Raw genomic sequence first — 22,045 nt, 5'->3', positions numbered from 1 at the left:
TGAAAGTCAACCTAAAAGAGTTTGAAAAATATACAAGTCCTTTCTTACGTATAAATTTGATATAATGAATGCGTTGTATCTTGGAAAATTGAAGGGGTGAAGTAGATGGACCCACTATCACATGGGTTAATGGGGTTGGCTGCATTTAGCTTGAAGTATAGTCCTAGTTTGAGCAATCCAGCATGTCTAGGAGCAGTCATTGGGGCAATCGCACCAGATTTTGATATTATGACAAGGATTAAAGGCGATTATGTTTATTTAAAGCATCATCGTGTGGAAAGTCACTCGATTCCCGGAATATTATTTTCCACCTTGGTAATTACTGCAGGACTTTCACTATTTTTTAGTGAATTCTATTTCTATCAAGTATTTTTTTGGACCTTACTGGGCTCCTTATCCCATATTGTGTTGGATATTTTCAATTCTTATGGGGCTTCGATACTTTATCCCCTCACACGGAAAAAATACTCTCTAAATCTATTGATGATTTATGATCCAGTGCTGACGATATTAAATTTCTACATTATCATGTTCAGACCAAGGAGCATAGGAGAATATGGAGGCTTAGGAAGTATTATGTTGGTCTACCTTCTTTATAAGAGCTGGGATCGAAAACAAGCCAAACAAATCATCTCTCAGCATTATGAAGCAGGATATAGGATCAAAAGCGTTGATGTTATGCCAGGAGAATGGCACCCACTAAAATGGCATTATATTATCAACACCAGCTCCCATCATATTGTAGGGGATGTCAATCCATCAACAGGTAAAATCGATACGCCTAAAAAACTTAGAAAAATTCAAAATGCAATTATTAATAAGGCTCTTGAGGATGAATTAGCAGATTACTTCAAAGGGTTTACGCCTTTCTTTCATATAGACTTGATTGAGGAAAGCAGAGATGTGATCGTTAGAATGGTGGATTTAAGATATCGTGTAAAAGAAGAGTTTAAACATCATGTTAGCTTTTACTACGATGAGCATCATGAACTCATGAGAAGTATTTTTCATCCCTTTAAGCTAGAAAACACAATAGAGATTTATTCAAAGAAATCAGTGGATGCTCACTGATTTTTTTCGGGTATAGTAAGTAGATGTGCTAATATGAAAGTAAGAGAAAAAAATAGATTGAAATGGAACTAAAATGGAACTGAAATGATATTTTTTCGTCTAATTAATTAGGAGAGTGTGGGAGAAGGGAGTGAAAACTTTGAATCAACAGGAGGCAACTTTAATAGAAAAGAGTAAGGACGGAGATTCTGAAAGCTTTGAAAAGCTGATTTTGCAACATCAAAAAAAGGCATTTAACATTGCATATCGTATGCTGGGGAACTTAGAGGATGCCAATGATGTCACCCAGGAGGCGCTACTGAAGGCCTATAGGGCCATCAATCGATTCCAGGAGAAGAGTAGCTTTTCAACATGGCTTTACACCATAGTCACCAATACATGCGTTGATTTCATTCGGAAAAACAGAAAAACCAAAGTCGTTTACTTAGATCGGGAATATGAAGGAGAAGAGGGACAATACAAGAGAGAAGTATATGATGATGAAAATGGTCCTGAGGAGTTGCTAGAGAAAAAAGAAGTACAACGACTCATACATGACGCGATTAATTTATTAAATTATGAACAAAGAAAGGTTATTATTTTAAGAGATATAGAGGGCTTTTCTTACCGAGAGATTGCAGAAATTTTAGATTGTGCTGAAGGAACCATTAAATCAAGAATTAATCGAGCACGGAGTAACCTAAAAAATCTCATTACTGAAAAAATACGTGGAAAGGAGGGGTACCATGAACTGTAAAGACTTTCACTTATATGCATCTGGCTATATTGATGAGACATTAACAACTGAAGAAAAAAGCAACTTTGAACTGCATTTAGAGAATTGTAGTCAATGTAATGTTGTTTTTGAGAACTTAAAGATAGTAGTAGAAAGCATTAACGAGATTGAAGAAATCGATTTACCAGAAAATTTTACTGAAACCTTTAGGGACAGATTAAAGGAAGAAAAAGTGCCAAAGGTTAGTCGACAGTTAAAGTTAAGGACTAAGAATCAGAAAATCATAATGGGCTTAGCGGCAGCATTGGCAGTTGCGGTAGTCTCAATCACTGCACTCAATCAAAATCCCCTTTCCTTTCAACAAAAGAGCACTCGCTCCTCAGAAGATATGGCGTATGGGGCCATGGATAATCGTAGTTCGGGTAATGATATAAACTTAACCTCTGGTCAGGAGAATGCGATAGCCCCTAGTGACGGAATTGCTACTGAATCTGCCCAGGAGGAAGTCATGAGAGATGAGGTCTCTGATGCAACTGACCAACAAATAGGGCAACGAATGCGGATTCAACGAGGACACCTAACCATCGAAGTAGAAAAGATGGAAGTTGTTTATGAAATGGTTTTAGCAAAGGTGAGGGCAACCCAGGGATATGTAGAGAATACCAACACCCATTATTATTCAACTGGACCTAGGGACGAAGATATGAAACAGCAGACCTACATGACACTTAGAATTCCTAGTGTAACCTTTGACTCAGTTTTCGAAGAATTAAAGACCATGGGAGCGGTCAAAGAACAGGGATTCAATGAAGAGGACATTACGGATAGATACAGAAATGTTGAAGCAGAAGCAGAGAACCTACAGGTTCAAGAGACACAATTAAGAAAACTCTTTGAGAAGGCTGAGAAAATAGAGGATTTAATGAGGATTGAAAATGAGTTAGCAAGAATAAGACTGCAAATTAATCAGTTGAGGAGTCAGTTAAAAAGCTATGACCAACGTGTTAATTTCGCAACCATTGATTTGACACTCACAGAGATTGACTCCCAAAGAATAAACATTCAATCCATAGATGAAGGACTTTGGTCTCAAATGAGTAATCGATTAGTGAGATCAACAAACCAATTAATACGCTTTATTGAAGTAACCCTTGTGGGACTAATGGGGTTACTGCCCCCCTTACTCTTCATAAGTCTAATTGGTGGACCAGTTGCAATGGTATTACTGAAAAAAAGAAAGAATAGAAATCAGTAATGTGCTCATTTTGAGTATTTGAAGAAGGATGAAAAGTGAACAAAAGAAAGACTGTTGGAAAGTCTAAAAGCGCTCATTTTGAGCGCTTTACTTATTTAAATAGGTGTTAATCCAAGGTGAAATGGTTTATACTAATAAGAAAGCAATTATTTTACCACAAAGGAAAGACATGTTAAAATATTGATACACTAATATTGAAATAGAAGGGAAGATCAACCATGAACTTAAAACGTATGGTGATTATCGATGGGAACAGTCTCATTAACCGCGCTTTTTATGCACTACCACCTTTGACCAATAAAGAAGGCCAACATACCAATGCCATTTATGGCTTCATGACAATGCTGCTGAAGGTAATGGACGACTACGATCCACAGTATATTAGTGTGGCTTTTGACCGTAAAGCACCCACCTTTAGACATAAGAGCTTCGAAGGGTACAAGGCAGGCCGAAAAAAAATGCCTCCGGAATTAGCAGAGCAGCTAGAACCTCTAAAGGAAGTACTAGATGCATTTCATATTTACCGCGTTGAGATTGATGGATTTGAAGCCGACGACTTAATTGGTACCCTATCGAAATATGCCGAGGAACAAGACATTGAGTGTTTAATTGTAACGGGTGATAAGGATGCGCTGCAGCTGGCTTCAGAAAAGGTGAAAATCCTTTTTACAAAAAAAGGGATTTCTAGCCTGGAGATATATGATCCCCAAAAGATTATGGAGCAATATGAAGTGACTCCTGAACAATTTATTGATCTAAAGGGACTGATGGGGGATAATTCTGATAACATTCCTGGAATTCCTGGTGTGGGGGAGAAAACGGCCATTAAATTGCTGAAGCAGTTTGGCACCGTAGAGAATTTAATTCAAAATGCGGGAGAAATTTCAGCGCAAAAACTTCGGGAGAAGGTAGAGAATAACACAGAGCAAGCCATGATGAGTAAACGCTTAGCAACGATTATGACCAATGTACCTGTGGAAATTGAGCTAGAAAAACTAAAAAAGATCGCAATTGATGAAGAAAAGGTATTAGCTCTCTTTAAAAAATTCGAGTTTAATACTTTGATTGGCAGAGTCATCGCTCGCAAAGAAGAGGTTGACGGTGAAGTAGTTGTTAAACAAGAAAAAATGACCAATGAGATTGCCCAAATTACCAATATAGATGAGCTTAAAAAGGCCTTCGATGAAGTAAGAGCTGGCAAGCAGATGATACTCCAAACAAAAACAGAAGAAGAAAACATTGTACTAGATCATATCCTAGCCATTACCTTTAGTGTTAATGGTGAAAAACTATATTACATAGATGTACGGGACTTTTCAGATAAAGAGGCTCTATTGATACAAATTAAAGAGGTATTAGAGGATGAGGAGATCCATAAAATTGGACACGACATTAAGCATGAAATTCGTCACTTTTATGTGCATGACATCGAAATGAAAAATGTCACATTTGATACCATGATAGGAGAATACTTGATTGATCCTGCTAAATCTAGCTATGCCCTAAAGGATTTAGCAGCCCAGTATATCGGGCAAGAGGTGATGTCAGAGGAAGAACTTAGAGGAAAGGGTAAAAATCTAATATCCATTGGAGAAGCCCCTAAGGAAGACTTAATGAAATATCTGTGCCAGAGAGTCAGCGTTATTGGTAAAATCTATCCTGAAATTAAAGCCAAGATGCAAGAACTTGAATTAGAGAAACTGTACTACGAAGTGGAATTACCCTTGGTAGAGGTGTTAGCTGCCATGGAATATAAGGGAATCAAAGTGGACCGAAGTATGTTAGAAATATTAGAAATAGAGTTTGGTGAACAAATCGATTTATTGACGAAGGCAATCCATGAACTGGCAGAAACGAATTTTAATATTAATTCTCCTAAGCAATTAGGCGAAGTGCTATTTGAAAAGTTGGAACTACCCCCAATAAAAAAGACAAAAACCGGTTATTCTACTAATGCAGAAGTGTTGGAAAAGTTACAAGATCAACATGATATTATTCCTAAGATTTTAGAATATCGTCAAGTCACAAAACTAAAGAGTACCTATGTCGATGGATTACTAAATATTATTAATCCTGAGACAGGGCGTATTCATTCCAACTTCAATCAAACGGTTACAACAACAGGGCGAATCTCTAGTACAGAGCCTAATTTACAAAATATTCCTATCAAGCTAGAAATGGGTAGAAGACTCAGAAAGGTGTTTGTGGCTAATGAAAATCATCAGTTTATTGATGCAGACTACTCACAGGTTGAATTGAGAGTCTTAGCCCATATTTGTGAAGATGAGAATCTACTGGATGCCTTTCTTAAAAATCAGGATATCCATACAAGAACTGCAGCTGAAATTTTTGATGTACCCATGGAGGAAGTTACTGACTCCATGAGGAGCAGTGCCAAGGCCGTTAATTTTGGGATTGTCTATGGTATCAGTGATTATGGACTATCTCAAAATCTAAATATTACCAGAGTGAAAGCTAAAAAGTATATTGACAACTATTTGGATAAATATCCTTCGGTGAAAAGGTATATGGACGAGATTGTAGAGCAGGCTCACCAGCAGGGCTATGTTGTTACATTATTTAATAGAAGAAGATATCTTCCAGAGTTGAAATCCAGAAATTTCAACATTAGATCCTTTGGTGAGCGAATGGCCATGAATACACCGATTCAAGGAAGTGCGGCTGATATTATTAAAATTGCCATGGTCAATGTGTATCGTAGGCTAAAGGAGCAGGGATTAACATCAAAATTAATTTTACAGGTACATGATGAATTAATTGTAGAGGCGCCAGACAATGAAGTAGAGGTAGCCATTAAAATAGTAAGAGAATCTATGGAAGAAGCAATGAATCTAAAGGTACAGCTGAAAGTAGATTTAGCCTATGCCAATAATTGGTATGATGCGAAGTAAGGGGTTAAATGAGCATGAAAAAAATCATCGGATTAACCGGTGGGATTGCCACTGGAAAAAGTACGGTTTCACAAATATTGAAAAATTTAGGAGCAATTATTATCGATGCAGACACTGTTGCCCGTCAAGTGGCTGAAAAGGGTGAACCGGTGCTTCAAGAAATTCAAAGGGTCTTTGGAACAGAAATGATTCTAAAGGACGGAACCCTAGACCGCAAAAAACTGGGGGCACTGGTGTTTAATAATCACCAAGCGATGCAGCAATTAAATGAAATGATACACCCTAAAATTATAGAAGAGATTAAAAAAGCATTAAATTGGTATAAAAATAATAGGAAAAATTATGTTATAATCATTGATGCAGCATTACTCATTGAGCTTCGGCTAACAGAGATGGTAGACGAGGTGTGGGTCGTTGCGGTTTCAAAGGAAATACAAAAAAAACGTTTAATGAAGAGAAATGACTTAACTGAAGGAGCTGCTATCAATCGTATTGAAATGCAGATGTCAATAGAAGAAAAAATGACTCATGCTGATCAAGTGATAGACAACTCTGGAAATCAAGATGACTTAAAAAAACAAGTTAAAGTGTTATGGGATCAAATGAAATGATTTAATGCGGAGGGGTTACGATTGATTTTTATTGCTACAAGAAAATTACGTGTATTGTTAGTTATTCTACTAATTTGTATCATGGCAGTGGTTTCTGTACTCAGTATCAACTGGATTCTTCGGATTGCCTACCCCTTTCATTATCAAGAATTAATAGAGAAGCATGCAGACCACTATGGTGTGGATCCCCATTTGGTTGTGTCCATCATGCGCAATGAAAGTCGATTTAATCCTGAAGCAATTTCACGAGCAGATGCCAAGGGTTTAATGCAAATTGCCCCTATTACCGGGCAGTGGGCTTCAGAAAGGTTGGAAATCGAAAACTACACAGAGGAGATGCTTTTTGAACCAGATTTGAATATTCAAATGGGTACATGGTATTTAAATATTTTACACAAAGAATTTGATGATAAACTAGAATTAATTGTGGCGGCATATAATGCTGGTAATGGAAATGTGACTAAGTGGCTAGGGAACCCTGAGTATAGTCCAGATGGAGAGACACTAGAATACATTCCCTTTGGAGAAACAAGGTTTTACTCAAAAAAAGTGCTGAGAGATTACAAAATCTATAAAAGAATCTATCGGTAGGGCCTAAGACTTTATAAAGGTTTTATCCATGAGAAAAGGATCAAAGTATTCTACCTTTTTCTTGAAATTTAGATTTATAGTTCAAAGAATCACTGAAATCGTTTATAATAAAATAATGAGGAAAAAAACTTCTAAAATGCAGATTTTGAGGGGGACATAAAATGTTTAAAGCTAAAAATATTGTAATCATACTTATCCTTTTGACAATGCTGCTGATGACAGCATGTGGGCAAGACAACATAGAGGCTAATCAAAACACCGAAGAAGAAGTGGAAGAAATTCATGAACCCGTTGCGGGAGGAACCCTTCGAGTCGGTTTAACTCAATTTGACACATTAAATCCACTATTGAATCAAAACAGGAGTTTATTTCAATTTTATCATTTAGTCTATGAAAGTTTAGTTACCTTTGGTGAAGATATGGACATGGAACCATTATTGGCAGAGAGATGGCAGGTCGCTGCAGATGGACAAAGTATAGATTTTCAATTAAGAGATGATGTTTATTGGCATGATGGTGAGCCTTTTTCTGGAGAAGATGTGATTTTCACTATCAATTTAATCAAGGGAAATCCACAAGGGATTCAGGGTTCATCAATTTATCGAATGAGTGTACAGCAAATTTCAGATGCAAGAATGGTTGATGATCATACCCTTCGTGTGACATTTACTAGACCTTTTACCAATGGATTAGAAGTAATGAGCTTCCCTATTTTACCGGCACATCTTTTTGAAGGAAATGACATTGAGAAATTCAACGGAGAAGGATTTCCTGTGGTTGGAACAGGTGCATATCAATTCGAAGAATACCAAACAAGACGTCATATGAATTTAGAGAGAAATGAAAATTACTGGGGTGCAAGACCCTATATTGAAAAAATTGAAGGTAAGATTGCCCCTGATGTAGAGTCTAAGCTATCATTATTTGACAGTAGAGAGATTGATATTATTCAACCAAATACGGTTGATTGGACAAAGTATAGTGATGATCGAGATGCACGTGTTTTTGAGTTTGTAAGTCAAAATTATGAATTTGTTGGTTTTAATTTTAACAACTCACTTTTACAAGACATAGCAGTGAGAAGAGCTGTTTTATATAGTGTAGATAGGCATAAATTAATAAAAGAACTATACTTAGGACATGGCACCGTAGTGGATGCACCAGTAGCACCGCATTCATGGCTGCATGATGATAATAACCTGCGCTATGGATTCGATATCGACACAGCAAACCTGAACTTAGAGGAAGCGGGATATGTTCTGTCTGAAGAAGGTGTGAGGACCAATGAGAGTGGAACACCGCTGAGCTTTAATTTGATTATCAATGAAGATAATGTTTTAAGAGAGAGAAGCGCTGAATTTATTCAAGAATCCTTAGAAGAAATTGGAATGACTATAACCATTGAAAAGTTAGAATGGGAAGAATTTAATGAGAGAGTAGAATCAGGACAATTTGATTTAATGATAGGCGGCTGGGAGTTATCCTATGTACCGGATTTATCCTTTGCCTTCCATTCAACACAAAGAGATCGCGCAAATTATATTAATTATCATAATGAAGAAATGGATGACTTATTAGAAGCTTACTTTGCTACTTCCAATCGGGATGCTAAGGCAGAAGCCTTTAGTAAAGTGGAAGCACACATCGTTGATGAAGTACCCTATGCCAGTCTCTTCTATAGAAATGGTGCATTAATTGCTTACGATGGTGTGAAAGGAAATATTCATCCTTCTAACTATAATGTTTATCGCAACATTGCTGAATGGTTCATTGTTGAAGAAGAATAATGTGAAGTAGCAAAAGAGGCATGGCTAATCCATGCCTCTTTTATAATTAGATTGTTGACATTCATTATCAAACATAATATACTATACAAGTGATTGGAAACAACATATATTATGCGGATATGGCGGAATTGGTATACGCGTAGGCTTGAGGGGTCTATGAGCGAATGCTCGTGCAGGTTCGAGTCCTGTTATCCGCACCAAAAATGAGCTACCTAGAGATAGGTAGTTTTTTTTATGCAGTTAGGAAAGTTCTACTTTTCTATTAAACAAATTTATTAATTCCAAGCTATGTAGAATTATGTAATATTTGAAGGTTTAAGAGAGGTTTTGTGGAAAGTATTGTAATATCCAATACTGAAGTCGGTAGCAAGGGCTAATATTAATGATTGTCAGAAAAAAAGAAGAAAAAGGCACCATGACATACCGTTGTCCGTTTATCTTTTACCACTATAGTATAATAAAATTAAAGTGAAGGAGAGTCATCGGAATGCTTAGCAAAACATCTCGACAACTTGCTATATTTCATATCTTTTTATGTAGCACAGTTATAGAAGTGGCTGACATCAAACATTTTATAAAAACGAGTCCTAAAACAATATTACGCGATATAAAAGAACTAAAGAATGCAGGACTTATTGATGTTAAGTTTTCAAGAAAAGAAAAAGGATATATACATAAAGATAATGGCAATCACTGTCCTTTTTCAGTACCCGTCTTTTCTGATAATAAAGCAAAAAACATGCACCTTGAAAAATTAATACGGTTAGCAACCATTATGATAGGTTTAAGATATCATACGGAAAAACCCTATTATGAGGATGATTCTGAAAATCAAGAAACCTGTAGTAGTTGGTATAAAAATAAATTTCCCAATGTAAGCTCAAGAACAAGACAAAGAGATTTTGAAGAGCTTAAGAAGATAGAGTATTGTGTTGAGTATGATCTTTATGATAAATATTACTTAGTTAGTTTTCCAATGGGGTTAGATGACTTTCGTATATAGATATGAATAGCGTCATTAACCCCATTTTTGGTCCTTTTTGAGAATTATTAGGCTAGTAACTGAGGGGAGAGGTATTTATGTCAAACACCATTGGAATCATTAACAGAGACTATGATAGCGCGGCAAAGAATGAGTTTAAGGAGCTTATAAAAGTTATCCTAGATTTATCTGATAAAGCAGATAGACAAGGTCTCCTAAGCTTAGATGAAGAATATCCATCCCTAAATTCTTATTTCTTTAGGAAATCCATTGAATTAATTGTTGAAGGATTCCATCCTGAAGTCGTAAGAAATATACTCCAAAATTACATTGATGCCAAGGAGTGCTCTGAAGGTGAACTGCTTGAAAAAAGAATAACAATGGAAGGGGCTCTACTTATCCAAAGTGGCGCAAGACGTAAAATACTATTTGAAAAAATACTTTCAATATTTGGGGAAGAATTTTTTCAAGACTTTGAATATAGCTTTTTTGAGGAAGAACAGTCATTAAAGTACAATGAAGAAGATACAAATGCTATCTCTGAAGAATCAATAACTTTTGAGGATAGGATACTAAGCATTGTTCTTAACGATGATATGAATAAATTGGTAAAAAGAGCAGGATATTTTAATATGGCTTTAGCATTAAAGGTGAGTAGTGGAAAGTTAAATGTACATGTACGAAATATATTAAACGCAAATGACATGGTAGAAGAATTGAATGGTGAAGTAATAAGAATAGGACCAATGTTACTTAAGGATGGTCTCGCTGCTCAAGAATTTGTTTTAAGGCTAATATAGGCAAAGGCATTGATAGACATTGAAAGAGTCTCATGGAAATCCATCTTTATGCAATTGAACTATTACTAGTGTTGACTCGCACCATTTAAAGAACCTCTTTAAGTGGAGGAAGTGAATATTTTGACCAGTTTTCAGATTTGTTAATTACAATATATGAGTCTTCGTGGAAGCTAAACTATGATAAAGGAGGTTTTTATTTTGAGTGAAAAGGAAAGAAAATTTAAGCGGGGATTTGAGGGATTCGATTTAAGTATGTTTATAGGGGAAGAAATCTATCAATACATAAAAAAAGATATTGACCATGGTGAAATTTTTCCAGCACTTAGGGATAATAGGATAGACTTTTATTATGAGGGGGGGTGCATTTTTCAATATAAAAATAATAGGTTTTCATATAATCCAGCTTACCTCAAATATAATGAAGAAAAGTATAAACCACAAAATTCTAAGAACTCTATCTTTAAAAACCATAATTTTGATTTAAAAACATTTTATGAAGATTTGAAACAAGGTGTAAAAAATAGATTCACAACTAAAAATAATAAAGAAACAGAAAGACAATTTTTAAGCAGATTATATAAATCTACACATAGCTGTAAAGAATCTAATACAGTAGTGCTTGATATAGAGATAAGATTCAATAAAGTCGATGGGAAAAAGTGTGATTTAATGCTATATAATAATCAGAAGAAAAAGTTAATGCTTGTTGAAGCAAAAGTCGTAGGTAATAAATATCTTGTATCTAAAACCACTCCAAAAGTTATTGATCAAGTAAGAGAGTATTCAAGTTGGATAAATGAAGGTGCGGAAACTTTCACAAAACAATATTCATATTATATTGAATTTATGAACAGTGTGTTTGACAAAAATTTAAATAATGATATTAAGGATATATGTAAATCAGCTAAACTTATTATTTTTGAAACAGAGAAAAAAACAATAATAGATAAACATAAACAAAAATTACAAGTAGGTCTTGGCAAGGGAAATGTATGGTTTGTGAGCAAAGATAAGAGCCAAGAAAACATAGATATAGATACCATATGGAAAATGCTTGATAAATAGATACTACAACAAGATATCGACTGCTATAAAAATCTGGAGGTGACACAAATATGCAAAAATGTATTATTCACCATACTGGAGTTGATAACACTGCCCATGGAGTCCTGAAGGATCAGAAGGTGTATCTTTTAGGAAAAGATAATAATCTGTATTTTCCAGAAGAAATGTTTATGGCGCGTGAAGAGTGTGAAGGCGGATTAATTCAATTTGAGATAGAAGGAAAATGGGGATTTGCAGACATATTCACAGGAAAAATAGCAATAGAACCCACTTGGGATTATGCAGGTCCGTTTTATCGTGGGTATGCACATGTTGTATTAGGAGTTCAGTTAGCTAGTGAAGGCTATTCCGATGAAAAGCAGGGTGGTCAGCATGGTTATATAGATTCAGATGGAAAAATCATTATTCCTTTGGAGTATGATGATGCTGAGGAAATACCATATCGTAAATACTTTATGGTTGCTAAAAATAAAAGATGGGGATTGATTGATATCGAAAATGAATCAATAATTCCTTTTCTGTGGGATTATTTGCAGACAAACTATAAACACAATTTAATTTTTTGTGGTATAAAAGAAAAGAGTGAACTTCATGTAGGGGACGTGGACAAATTATGCTCAGCTATAATACAGACACAACTGGAGCCTACCTGTGAGTACATATTGAAGTGGGGTGTGTATGATGAGAATTTCAATTTGATTGTACATCCTGAACTGGATACAGAACCCATTAGGCCCCAGATTAAATCTAGCCCTAGAAGTAAAAGTTTTAGTTACTATGATGAACACTATATTTTAAAAAGGGAGGAAGGGTATGGTGTGCTATGTAATGACGGGAGATTGATAGCCAACATAGAGCTTTCTAAAAAACAAGCAACTCTAATGATTAATTCTATTTGTCAGTGGAGTTTTCAGGGGAACTTGTATATATGAAAAACACTCATCAAGTAGTAAAAGGAGAGATTTGTGTGAATCTGATCATTCATAGAGGGGCTAAACAAATTGGGGGGAGTTGCACTGAGGTATTTACAGAAAGAACTAGAATCATTCTGGATATTGGACAGGAGTTACCCAATATAGATGATGAAAAACTAAAAAAACCATCCTCTTTTCCTAGAGTGAAAGGGTTGTATAGAGAAGATGATAAAAAAATAGATGCAATATTAATATCCCATGGACATGGAGATCATATTGGACTGCTTGAATATGTTGACACTGATATACCCATATTTATAGGGGAGAAAGCACTGGAAATCTTTAATGTAACCGCTCAATTTACCGGTGGCAAGTCCATTGCCAATCCTGTAAATTATTTTAAAAGTGGTCAGGAGATGACTATTGGAGACTTCTCTATAACTCCCTATCTAGTAGACCACTCTGGTTTTGATGCCTATGGATTTGTTATAAAAGCCGATGGAAAATGTATTGTTTATACCGGTGATTTCCGAGATCACGGAAGAAAGAAAAAGGCCACGGATTGCTTTAGAAGCAATATACCTAAGGGTGTAGATGCACTTTTAATTGAAGGTACAATGATGAGTAGAATTTCTGAAAAAATCGAAACAGAAGAACAAATTGAACAGAAAGCCTTTGAATTTATGAGTTCTCCCAATAGGCCGGTTTTTGTTCTACAGTCTTCAACCAATATTGATAGATTGGTTGGAATGTATCGGGCTGCACAGATAAGTGGACGCATATTTGTAATGGATATTTTCACAGCACATATTGTATCGCAACTTAATAATACAATTCCTAAACCAGGTAAATTTAAAGATGTGAGAGTATTTTATCCCTATCACCTGACTAAAAGGATGTTTGAAGAACTCAAAGAGGAAAAACTGATGAAACAATTCAACAGAAATTGGATTTCAAGAGAAGAGCTTGGCAAAAGAAGTGATTACTGTATGCTCATTAGGAACACCATGCTATCTGATCTTGAGCATATTAAGAATTTACAAGGCGCAGGTTTCATTTTTTCCATGTGGCGTGGTTATAAAAAACAGAGAAGAACAGATCGACTATTGGATTATGCAAAAAATAACAATATGGATATTATTGATTTACATACCAGTGGACATGCTCACATAGACTCTTTAAAAAAGGTTATTCGTAGTAGCGGTGCTAAAAAAATTATACCCATTCATACAGAAAGATCAGATCTATTTGCTGAGGCCTTTGAAAAGGTATATCTTGCTGAGGATGGAGAAACAATCTTGATTTAGCTCCTCAAAAAAGTGGAGTCTAAAGCGTAAATTTGAAAGGGGATGCGACAATGTTTAAAACATCAAATGATATAGATAATCTTCTGAAAAACATGAAAGCTATCGTGAAGGATGCTTAAACCTAATTGCTTCAGAAAACTATGCAAGTGAAAAGGTACGGAGCTATTTGAGTGGAGATTTTGGCAATCGATATGGCTGCTATAGCACAATGAATCCTGAGGACCGAGAGTATACAGGAAATCAATATATTCATGAATTTGAAATGGCAACCCACGAACTTGTGAAGGATATTTTTAAAGCAAAATATGTGGACTTAAGACCTATTGGAGGACATATGGCAGGTATGTCAGTGGTTCTTGGAATGCTTGAACCGGGGGATCTCGTTATCGAAGTAAGTCTAAGTGATTGGGGACATGGATTAGTGGGTCCCATGTGTCAGGTGAGACAGTTTGCTGAAATCATCAAAGTAGAATATATGGCTTTTGATGAAAACAGGGTTGTAGATGCTGAGAAACTAAAAAAGCAAGCCCTGGCGCTTAAGCCAAAAATGATTATATTTGGTGGATCAGGAACGCTATTTTTTGAACCAATTAAGGAATTAAGAGAAATTGCAGATCAAGAAGGTATTATATTAGCCTACGATGCATCCCATGTGACGGGATTAATTGCATCGGGCATGTTTCCTAATCCATTGGAAGAAGGGGCAGATATTATGTTTGGTAGTACCCATAAATCTTTTCCGGGACCTCAGGGTGGATTTGTGGTATCTAATCGTGAGGACCTGATTAAAAAAGTAGGGAATACATTAGCACCTTCATTAGTCACCAGCCACCATTTAAATCGATTGCCTGCCTTAGCAGCTTCAATACTGGAAATGAAGGAGTTTGGAGAAGAATACGGTAAGCAAGTGGTGAATAATTCAAAGGCATTAGCAAAGGCATTAAATGAAAGTGGGTTTAATGTTTTAGGAAAGGCTAAGGGCTATACAGATAGCCATTTATTACTAGTAGATGTAGGCGCCTATGTGGATGTAGCTCCTGGTAAAGAATTAGAAAAAGCAAGAATTTTGTGCTCAGATGATTTCTCGGGAAATAGTCCTGAAATAAGGGTAGGCACACCTGAGGCTACAAGAAGGGGCATGAAGGAAGAAGAAATGAAGCAAATTGCTGAATTCTTTAAAAGGGCATTAATTGATAAGGAAGACCCTGAAGCATTAGCAAAGGATGTAGAAACCTTTAGCAGACAATTTATTGGATGTGTATATTCGTTTTAGGTAGACGGAGCTAAATAACAAAACCTCATGAGTCAAGTAAACTAAATGCGCATACGCCTATAGATAAGCAACTCAATATTGCTATCTATAGGTGAAACTAGATATCATCAATCAAAGGGTTAGCTCAAACTGGGCTAACCTTTTATGATACTTTGAGAATATAGGAGCGTTAAATATGCTCAGCTTTATACAAGGTTTGCAAAAAACATGAGTCTAGAATATATCCTTAATAAAAAGAAGGGTATTTGGTGGTGTATCTTTAAAGGGGAAGGGTATAAAATATAGAAAGTATTTTATGAACTAAATTAATTCCTATTTTATAGCAGGAGGGTTAATATGTTTGGCTTATTGACAAGTAGCTTAAAGGACTTTAGGAAAACATATAAACGATATATCGCATTTGAATTGATCTACAAGTTAATGGCAAGTTTTATCTTTGTGCCACTCATTGCTTATGTATTTAATCGAATTTTAATCTCCATGGGTTCGGGACCCTTATTGAATAATGAAGTCTTTAGAATCGCTTTAAATTATAAAGGAGTCACTGGGCTGATTATCATTGCAATGTTATCCGTTGTTCTGATATTCATTGAATTTGGTGTATTAGTTGTCATCTCACAAAAAAAGTATTTTTATAAGGATATTTCCATTTCGGATTCACTCATCACAACAATCAAAACACTTCCTAAAATATTTGGATTTGGGACATTACACCTGATGCTCTTTTTACTATTCCTTATTCCTCTGATAGATCTGCCTTTGTCCTCAACTTTAATAGAAAGCTATGAACTACCCATGTTTTTGAGAGAAAAAATATGGGGGTCCTCTCTTTTTTCTGTATTGTATGTCACGGGGCTACTTTGGGCTGTCTATCTCTTCATGAGATGGATATTTGCGCTTCACTTTATTGTTCTTGAGGGTAAATCTACTAAGGATGCCATTACCAGTAGTTTAGAGCTTACAAAAAACAACCGAATAAAGATTTTACTAAAGCTCATCTTGTTAAATGTTGCCTTTTTTACCCTGGTAGTGAGTATTTTTTCAATTGTAGGAATGATTTCAACACCAGCAAGAGTCAGTATTAGAGGATATTCATTGGAAAATTATTTTATTACATTTTCCAGCTTGGCTACGTATATCTTTACTTTGATATTAACACCAATTAACGTCATATTTCTCACAAGATTATACTATCAATCTCATGTGATGCAAGGATTGGAATTGAAGGATAATCTGAAAATCCATCACAATAAAAGGTTACAAAAACTAGAAAACCTGGTGGGCGGGCTATTTAGAAGACGAAGAAATTTTGTATTTTTGATATTAGTAATCAATTTAATTGTAATGCTTTATCTGAATTTTGCAGTCAGCGAAAATCTTATTTATATAGGCAGAAGCGTATCCATTGCAGGGCATCGGGGAGACCTTCATGTTGCACCGGAAAATTCTCTAAGTAGCGTGAGGGCTGCCATGGAAAAGGAAGTAGATTATATTGAAATTGATGTCCAAACAACAAAGGATGGGATAGTGATTTTAAACCATGATAGAGATTTAAGAAGGGTTGCAGGGGTAGATAGTCTGGTTTCGGACTTAACCTATGAGGAACTATCTGAGCTTGATATTGGAATCGGCTTTTCTCATGAGTTTATAGGGGAGAGAATACCTACATTAGAAGCAGTTATAGAGGAGGTAAAGGGAAAGTCGAAACTCATTATTGAGATCAAACCCTATGGGCCTAGTGAAGAATTAGCAAGGAAGGTAGTGGAAGTATTAGAGGCACAGGATGCAGACCAGGATCATTATATTCAGTCCTTTAGCTATGAGATCCTACGGGAAGTTAGGATACTGAATCCTGAGATCAAAGTCGGACAGGTGATGTTTTTTGCCGCAGGGGATTTATCTACCCTAGATTTAGATTTCTATGCAATAGAACAAAGTATGCTATCTAAAGGATTTATTGGAAATGCCCGAAGGGATGAGAGAGAGGTATGGGTATGGACTGTGAATCTAGATGAAGATATTAAAGAAGTGTTAAGATATGATATCGATGGAATCATCACCGATTATCCTGAAAGAGTCCAAGAGATCATTGGAATTCGATTTTGACAAAAAATGAAGGTTAAGCACGAAATGATGTATAACATCCCTTGACTTTTGAAAGACTCTAAGTGTATAATTTAACATATAATTTAACTTAATAGACTGAGCATTTACAATAGGCGAAGATGAGGAAAGTAGTGAAAATATGACTGTTCACAGAGACATAATCAAAGTGGTGAGAGATTATGACAGCAATTTTACGAAGATCACCTTGGAGCTGAAGACTTGAAAAGATAACTAGGGTCTTCCGGAGGCATACGTTACATGTATATAAGTGACAATACAGAGTAAATCTTCATGAAATTTTGAACTTACTGTGTGTTGTAATGAGGGTGGTACCGCGATTATTCGTCCCTGAGTCTTTTGACTTAGGGATTTTTTGTTGTTTTATTGCTATTTATATGATATCAAGAGAGGATGGTTATAATGAAAGGATTTAAAACGTTACCCAATGGGCCTGTAGCAGAGCGGGAGAAGGCTATGACAAGTCAATGGAATGCAAATAATATTTTAGAAAAAAGTATTGAAAACCGGCAAGGAAAGGAATCCTTTGTTTTCTATGAAGGACCACCAACAGCAAATGGGAAGCCTGGTATTCATCACGTAATCGCCAGAACACTAAAGGATTCTGTTTGTCGATACCATGCAATGAAAGGATATCAAGTAAAGCGTAAGGCTGGATGGGATACCCATGGACTTCCAGTAGAAATTGAAGTCGAAAAACAATTAAAGCTTTCGAGCAAAGCAGACATTGAAGGCTATGGAATCGCAGAATTTAACGACCGATGTCGGGAGTCTGTTTTCACATATGAAAAACAGTGGAGAGACATGACGGAAAGAATGGGTTATACCATCGATTTAGATAATCCATATATTACCCTAGAAAATAATTACATTGAATCTGTTTGGTGGATTTTAGATAAGTTCTTTAAAGAAGACATGATTTACGAAGGACATAAAATTTTACCCTATTGTCCACGTTGTGGAACGGGATTAGCTTCCCATGAAGTTTCTCAAGGATACAAGGAAATTAAGTCCAACACAGTGGTTGTCCCAATGAAGCGAAAGGGTGCCGATGAGTACTTCTTGGCATGGACCACAACACCATGGACTTTGGCTGCCAATGTGGCATTAGCTGTACACCCAAATGTGACCTATATTAAAGCGCGATTTGAAGATAAGGTTTACTATGTGGCAGAAGCCCTGGCAGGTAAAGTGTTGGCAGGGGAATATGAAGTAATGGAAAAAATGAAGGGTACTGATTTAGAGCATATGGAGTATGAGCAATTAATGCCCTTTGTTAAAACAGATAAAAAAGCTTTCTTCGTGACATTGGCTGATTTTGTTACCACTGTTGATGGTACAGGATTGGTACACATTGCCCCTGCCTTCGGAGAAGATGACTATCAAGTAGGAAGAAAATACGATTTACCAGTGTTACAGCCTGTGGATGAAGCTGGTAAATACATTGGTACACCATGGGAAGGTCGCTTTGTCATGGAATGTGATGTAGACATTATTAAGTGGCTTCATGGAGAAGAAAAGCTTTTTAGCAAAGAAAAGATCACCCATAACTATCCACATTGCTGGCGTTGTTCAACAGAATTATTGTATTATGGAAAGCCAAGCTGGTACATTGAAATGACTAAACTAAAGGATGAATTGATCGCAAATAATAACAGTGTGAACTGGTACCCAGATTATGTAGGAGAAAAACGATTTGGAAATTGGCTGGATAACCTAAATGATTGGGCCATTTCTAGAAATCGTTATTGGGGAACACCATTAAATATTTGGCGTTGTGACTGCGAACACACCACCTCCATCGGATCGAGAAAAGAGTTAGTGGAAAGAGCCATTGAAGACATTGATGAGTCAGTTGAGCTTCATCGACCACATGTGGATGACATTCATTTGAAGTGTGACAAGTGTGGAGGGACCATGACAAGGGTACCTGAAGTTATTGACTGCTGGTTTGATAGTGGCGCCATGCCATTTGCACAGCATCATTATCCCTTTGAAAATAAAGAAAACTTTGACGAATTATTCCCAGCAGATTTTATCTGTGAAGGAATTGATCAAACCCGTGGATGGTTCTACTCTTTACTGGCCATTTCAACATTTGTCATGGGTAAGTCACCCTACAAGAATGTACTGGTCAATGATTTGATCTTAGACAAAGAAGGAAGCAAGATGTCTAAGTCAAAGGGAAATACAGTAGATCCCTTTCAGCTATTTGATCAATATGGAGCCGATGCCCTGAGATGGTATTTATTACATGTATCACCAGCTTGGACGCCAACACGTTTCGATGTTGACGGATTAAAGGAAATCCAAAGTAAGTTCTTTACCACATTAGAAAATGTTTATACATTCTTCACACTTTATGCCAATAACGATGGCATTGATCCAAATGACTTTTTTATTGAATATGACCAAAGACCAGAACTAGACCAATGGGTTTTATCTAAGTATAACAGTGTCATCAGTGATGTGGAGCAAAACCTTGCAGTCTATGACTTAACAAAGGCCGTCAGAAAGATTCAGGAATTTGTTAATGAAGATTTATCAAACTGGTACATCCGTCGAGCAAGACGCCGATTCTGGGCATCAGAGTTAGATCAGGATAAAAAAGCTGTTTATAATACAACCTATGAAATTTTAGTAGGGGTCTGCAAGCTAGTGGCACCATTCGCTCCATTTATTGCAGATGAACTTCATCAAAAGCTAACTGGAGAAGAATCAGTGCATTTAGCAGATTATCCAGTTGTTGATAAAGCACGAATGGATAAAAGGGTAGAAGAGAAGATGGACTTAGTCCGTGACCTAGTGGGTCTAGGAAGAGCCGGTCGTGCCCAAACAAAGATCAAGGTTCGTCAACCATTACAAAAAATATTAGTAGATGGAAAATATGAATCACTAATTTTAGATTTAGTGCCATTGATGAAGGAAGAGTTGAATATAAAAGAAGTTGTTTTTGAGAAGGATTTACAAGAATATATGAACTTTAACTTGAAGCCCAACTTTAAAGTAGCCGGTCCCGTGCTAGGTGGTAAAATTAAAAGCTTTGGTAAGGCATTGGGACAGCTAGATGCCAACGAAGTAGCACCAAAACTTGAGGCAGGGGAAAAAGTGGAGATTCTCTTAGATGGAGAGGCTTTCGAACTGACAAAGGAATTGGTTATGATTAACATTTCTGCTAAGGAAGGTTTTACCGTGGAAATGGAAAACAACTATTTTGTCATATTAGACACAACCCTTACACAGGAATTAATTGATGAAGGTTTTGCTAGGGAATTCATCTCTAAAGTACAGCAAATGAGAAAGAACAACGATTATGAAGTGATGGATCATATTACAATTTACTTCAATGGAGATGAGGTAGTCAGTAATGCTGTCAAAATTCATGGGGATTATATTATGAAGGAAACCTTGGCAGTGAGCATTGAAGTGGTTAGTGAAGATGGATTAGAAATACAAAACTTAAATGATCACCCAACAGGGATTAAAGTAGAAAAAGTTTCTTAAGGATCGGAAAATAGAATGAAAAACAAGAAGGTCATCTGCTTTGCAGGTGACTTTTTTCTATACAGAAAATAAAGTAGGAATAATTTCCCATGTTTTAAGATAAACTGATTTGAGCGGAGGTGGTCAATTGAAGGTCCTTTCATTATCTGTCATATTTTTTATCATGACAATCAATCCAGTCCTGAGTATGGATGGAGAGGTAGTTAATAACAATGCATCAGAAATAAAGGTGCAAAAAGAAGAAACAACTGAAATAAACAAAGTAGAAACACTGAAGACCCTAGGATATTTTCATGAGGACACAAAGCAACAGGATATTAACAAAAGAAATGCCATCATACGTTTCCAAAGTGAACATAACCTAACAGTAGATGGCATTTATGGTCCTCAATCCGAGACAGTGTTATCAGCCCTAGTAAATGGAAGTGAACGACGCTACTTAGATGTAATCGATCAACCTCCAACGAAGGGAAAATGGATGACCATCAATAAAACAAAACGAATCCTCACGCTTTATGAAGGAGATAAGGTAATGAAAAAATACCCTGTTGCACAAGGAAAAGAGCCGGGTTTAACACCCGAAGGAAAGTTCACTATCGTTAATAAACTAGTCAACCCTGGATGGGGAGGTGCAGGAATTGCACAACCGGTGAAAGGGGGCTCTCCCAACAATCCATTAGGATATCGATGGATGGGGATTAATCATGGAGGCGGAGGATCCTATGGAATCCATGGAAATAATAACCCCAGATCAATTGGTACAAATGCATCCTTAGGCTGTGTCAGAATGATTAACTCAGATGTAGCGGAATTATTTGATATTATTTCACTGAAAACGCCGGTTTGGATTGGAACACATGAGAAGCTAAAGGAATGGGGTGTCGATCAAAAGAGCTACCTAGGATATATAGAGGAGATCAGACTAGCTGAGGAGAAAGCAACAAAGGAAAAACAAGCAATAAAACAGGCAGAAATAGAGAAAGCAAAGCAAGAAGAAGCAATGAAACAAGCTGAGATCGAAAAAGTCCTTCAGGAAAAAGAAGAGTCTAACAAACAAATAGAAGAACCCGAAAATATCCCCACCATAAAAGAGTATTTAGAGTATATTAATGGCATCCAGCATTAGTATAGAAT

The 22,045-nt window shown here is 36.3% G+C and carries 15 protein-coding genes, 1 tRNA gene, 1 pseudogene and 1 other annotated feature; all 17 genes and pseudogenes read left to right on the top strand.

Annotated features, from left to right (window positions below; genetic code table 11):
• The first annotated feature begins 105 nt into the window (after positions 1-105).
• The 17 genes and pseudogenes from AMET_RS15385 (at position 106) to AMET_RS24425 (ending at position 22,037) form a co-directional block, all read left to right on the top strand.
• Positions 106-1,071 carry a metal-dependent hydrolase gene (locus AMET_RS15385; protein WP_012064233.1) on the top strand — a complete coding sequence of 322 codons (966 nt, stop codon included), beginning with the start codon at positions 106-108 and terminating at the stop codon, positions 1,069-1,071.
• Positions 1,072-1,201: 130 nt separating this feature from the next.
• Positions 1,202-1,807: an RNA polymerase sigma factor gene (locus AMET_RS15380; protein ID WP_012064232.1), complete on the top strand. Its 606-nt coding sequence runs from the start codon at positions 1,202-1,204 to the stop codon at positions 1,805-1,807.
• Positions 1,797-3,041 carry a DUF4349 domain-containing protein gene (locus AMET_RS15375; protein ID WP_012064231.1) on the top strand — a complete coding sequence of 415 codons (1,245 nt, stop codon included), beginning with the start codon at positions 1,797-1,799 and terminating at the stop codon, positions 3,039-3,041. The genes AMET_RS15380 and AMET_RS15375 overlap by 11 nt, the downstream gene beginning before the upstream one ends.
• A gap of 218 nt (positions 3,042-3,259) precedes the next feature.
• Positions 3,260-5,953 (top strand): DNA polymerase I, encoded by a 2,694-nt coding sequence (gene polA, locus AMET_RS15370; protein ID WP_012064230.1) that lies wholly within the window; start codon positions 3,260-3,262, stop codon positions 5,951-5,953.
• A 14-nt stretch (positions 5,954-5,967) separates the two neighbouring features.
• On the top strand, positions 5,968-6,564 hold the full coding sequence (gene coaE / locus AMET_RS15365) for a dephospho-CoA kinase (protein WP_041720891.1): 597 nt from the start codon (positions 5,968-5,970) through the stop codon (positions 6,562-6,564).
• 21 nt (positions 6,565-6,585) lie between these two features.
• Positions 6,586-7,155, top strand: a complete 570-nt coding sequence (locus AMET_RS15360; protein WP_012064228.1) for a lytic transglycosylase domain-containing protein — start codon at positions 6,586-6,588, stop codon at positions 7,153-7,155.
• A 161-nt stretch (positions 7,156-7,316) separates the two neighbouring features.
• The gene (locus tag AMET_RS15355; RefSeq protein ID WP_012064227.1) at positions 7,317-8,942 is read left to right on the top strand and encodes a peptide ABC transporter substrate-binding protein; all 1,626 of its coding nucleotides are present in this window, start codon (positions 7,317-7,319) and stop codon (positions 8,940-8,942) included.
• Positions 8,943-9,055: 113 nt separating this feature from the next.
• A tRNA-Leu gene (locus tag AMET_RS15350) sits at positions 9,056-9,142 on the top strand.
• Positions 9,143-9,429: 287 nt separating this feature from the next.
• Positions 9,430-9,945 (top strand): hypothetical protein, encoded by a 516-nt coding sequence (locus AMET_RS15345; RefSeq protein WP_012064226.1) that lies wholly within the window; start codon positions 9,430-9,432, stop codon positions 9,943-9,945.
• 77 nt (positions 9,946-10,022) lie between these two features.
• Positions 10,023-10,724 (top strand): MotA/TolQ/ExbB proton channel family protein, encoded by a 702-nt coding sequence (locus tag AMET_RS15340; protein WP_012064225.1) that lies wholly within the window; start codon positions 10,023-10,025, stop codon positions 10,722-10,724.
• Between the two features lie 198 nt (positions 10,725-10,922).
• On the top strand, positions 10,923-11,789 hold the full coding sequence (locus AMET_RS15335) for a hypothetical protein (RefSeq protein ID WP_012064224.1): 867 nt from the start codon (positions 10,923-10,925) through the stop codon (positions 11,787-11,789).
• A 50-nt stretch (positions 11,790-11,839) separates the two neighbouring features.
• Positions 11,840-12,721: a WG repeat-containing protein gene (locus tag AMET_RS15330; RefSeq protein WP_012064223.1), complete on the top strand. Its 882-nt coding sequence runs from the start codon at positions 11,840-11,842 to the stop codon at positions 12,719-12,721.
• Between the two features lie 35 nt (positions 12,722-12,756).
• Positions 12,757-14,010, top strand: a complete 1,254-nt coding sequence (locus tag AMET_RS15325; protein ID WP_041721737.1) for an MBL fold metallo-hydrolase — start codon at positions 12,757-12,759, stop codon at positions 14,008-14,010.
• A 118-nt stretch (positions 14,011-14,128) separates the two neighbouring features.
• A pseudogene (locus AMET_RS15320) lies at positions 14,129-15,283 on the top strand (aminotransferase class I/II-fold pyridoxal phosphate-dependent enzyme); the annotation flags it as partial.
• A gap of 336 nt (positions 15,284-15,619) precedes the next feature.
• The gene (locus tag AMET_RS15315) at positions 15,620-17,389 is read left to right on the top strand and encodes a glycerophosphoryl diester phosphodiesterase membrane domain-containing protein (RefSeq protein WP_012064220.1); all 1,770 of its coding nucleotides are present in this window, start codon (positions 15,620-15,622) and stop codon (positions 17,387-17,389) included.
• A 107-nt stretch (positions 17,390-17,496) separates the two neighbouring features.
• Positions 17,497-17,742: a binding site (T-box leader), on the top strand.
• Between the two features lie 67 nt (positions 17,743-17,809).
• The gene (gene ileS / locus AMET_RS15310) at positions 17,810-20,911 is read left to right on the top strand and encodes an isoleucine--tRNA ligase (RefSeq protein WP_012064219.1); all 3,102 of its coding nucleotides are present in this window, start codon (positions 17,810-17,812) and stop codon (positions 20,909-20,911) included.
• Between the two features lie 163 nt (positions 20,912-21,074).
• Positions 21,075-22,037, top strand: coding sequence for a L,D-transpeptidase family protein (locus AMET_RS24425; RefSeq protein ID WP_157047267.1), 963 nt, complete (start codon positions 21,075-21,077; stop codon positions 22,035-22,037).
• Positions 22,038-22,045 lie beyond the last annotated feature (8 nt).

The organism is Alkaliphilus metalliredigens QYMF, from assembly GCF_000016985.1.
GTDB classification, from domain to species: Bacteria; Bacillota; Clostridia; order Peptostreptococcales; family Natronincolaceae; genus Alkaliphilus_A; species Alkaliphilus_A metalliredigens.
This window is presented reverse-complemented; position numbering and strand designations above follow the sequence as displayed.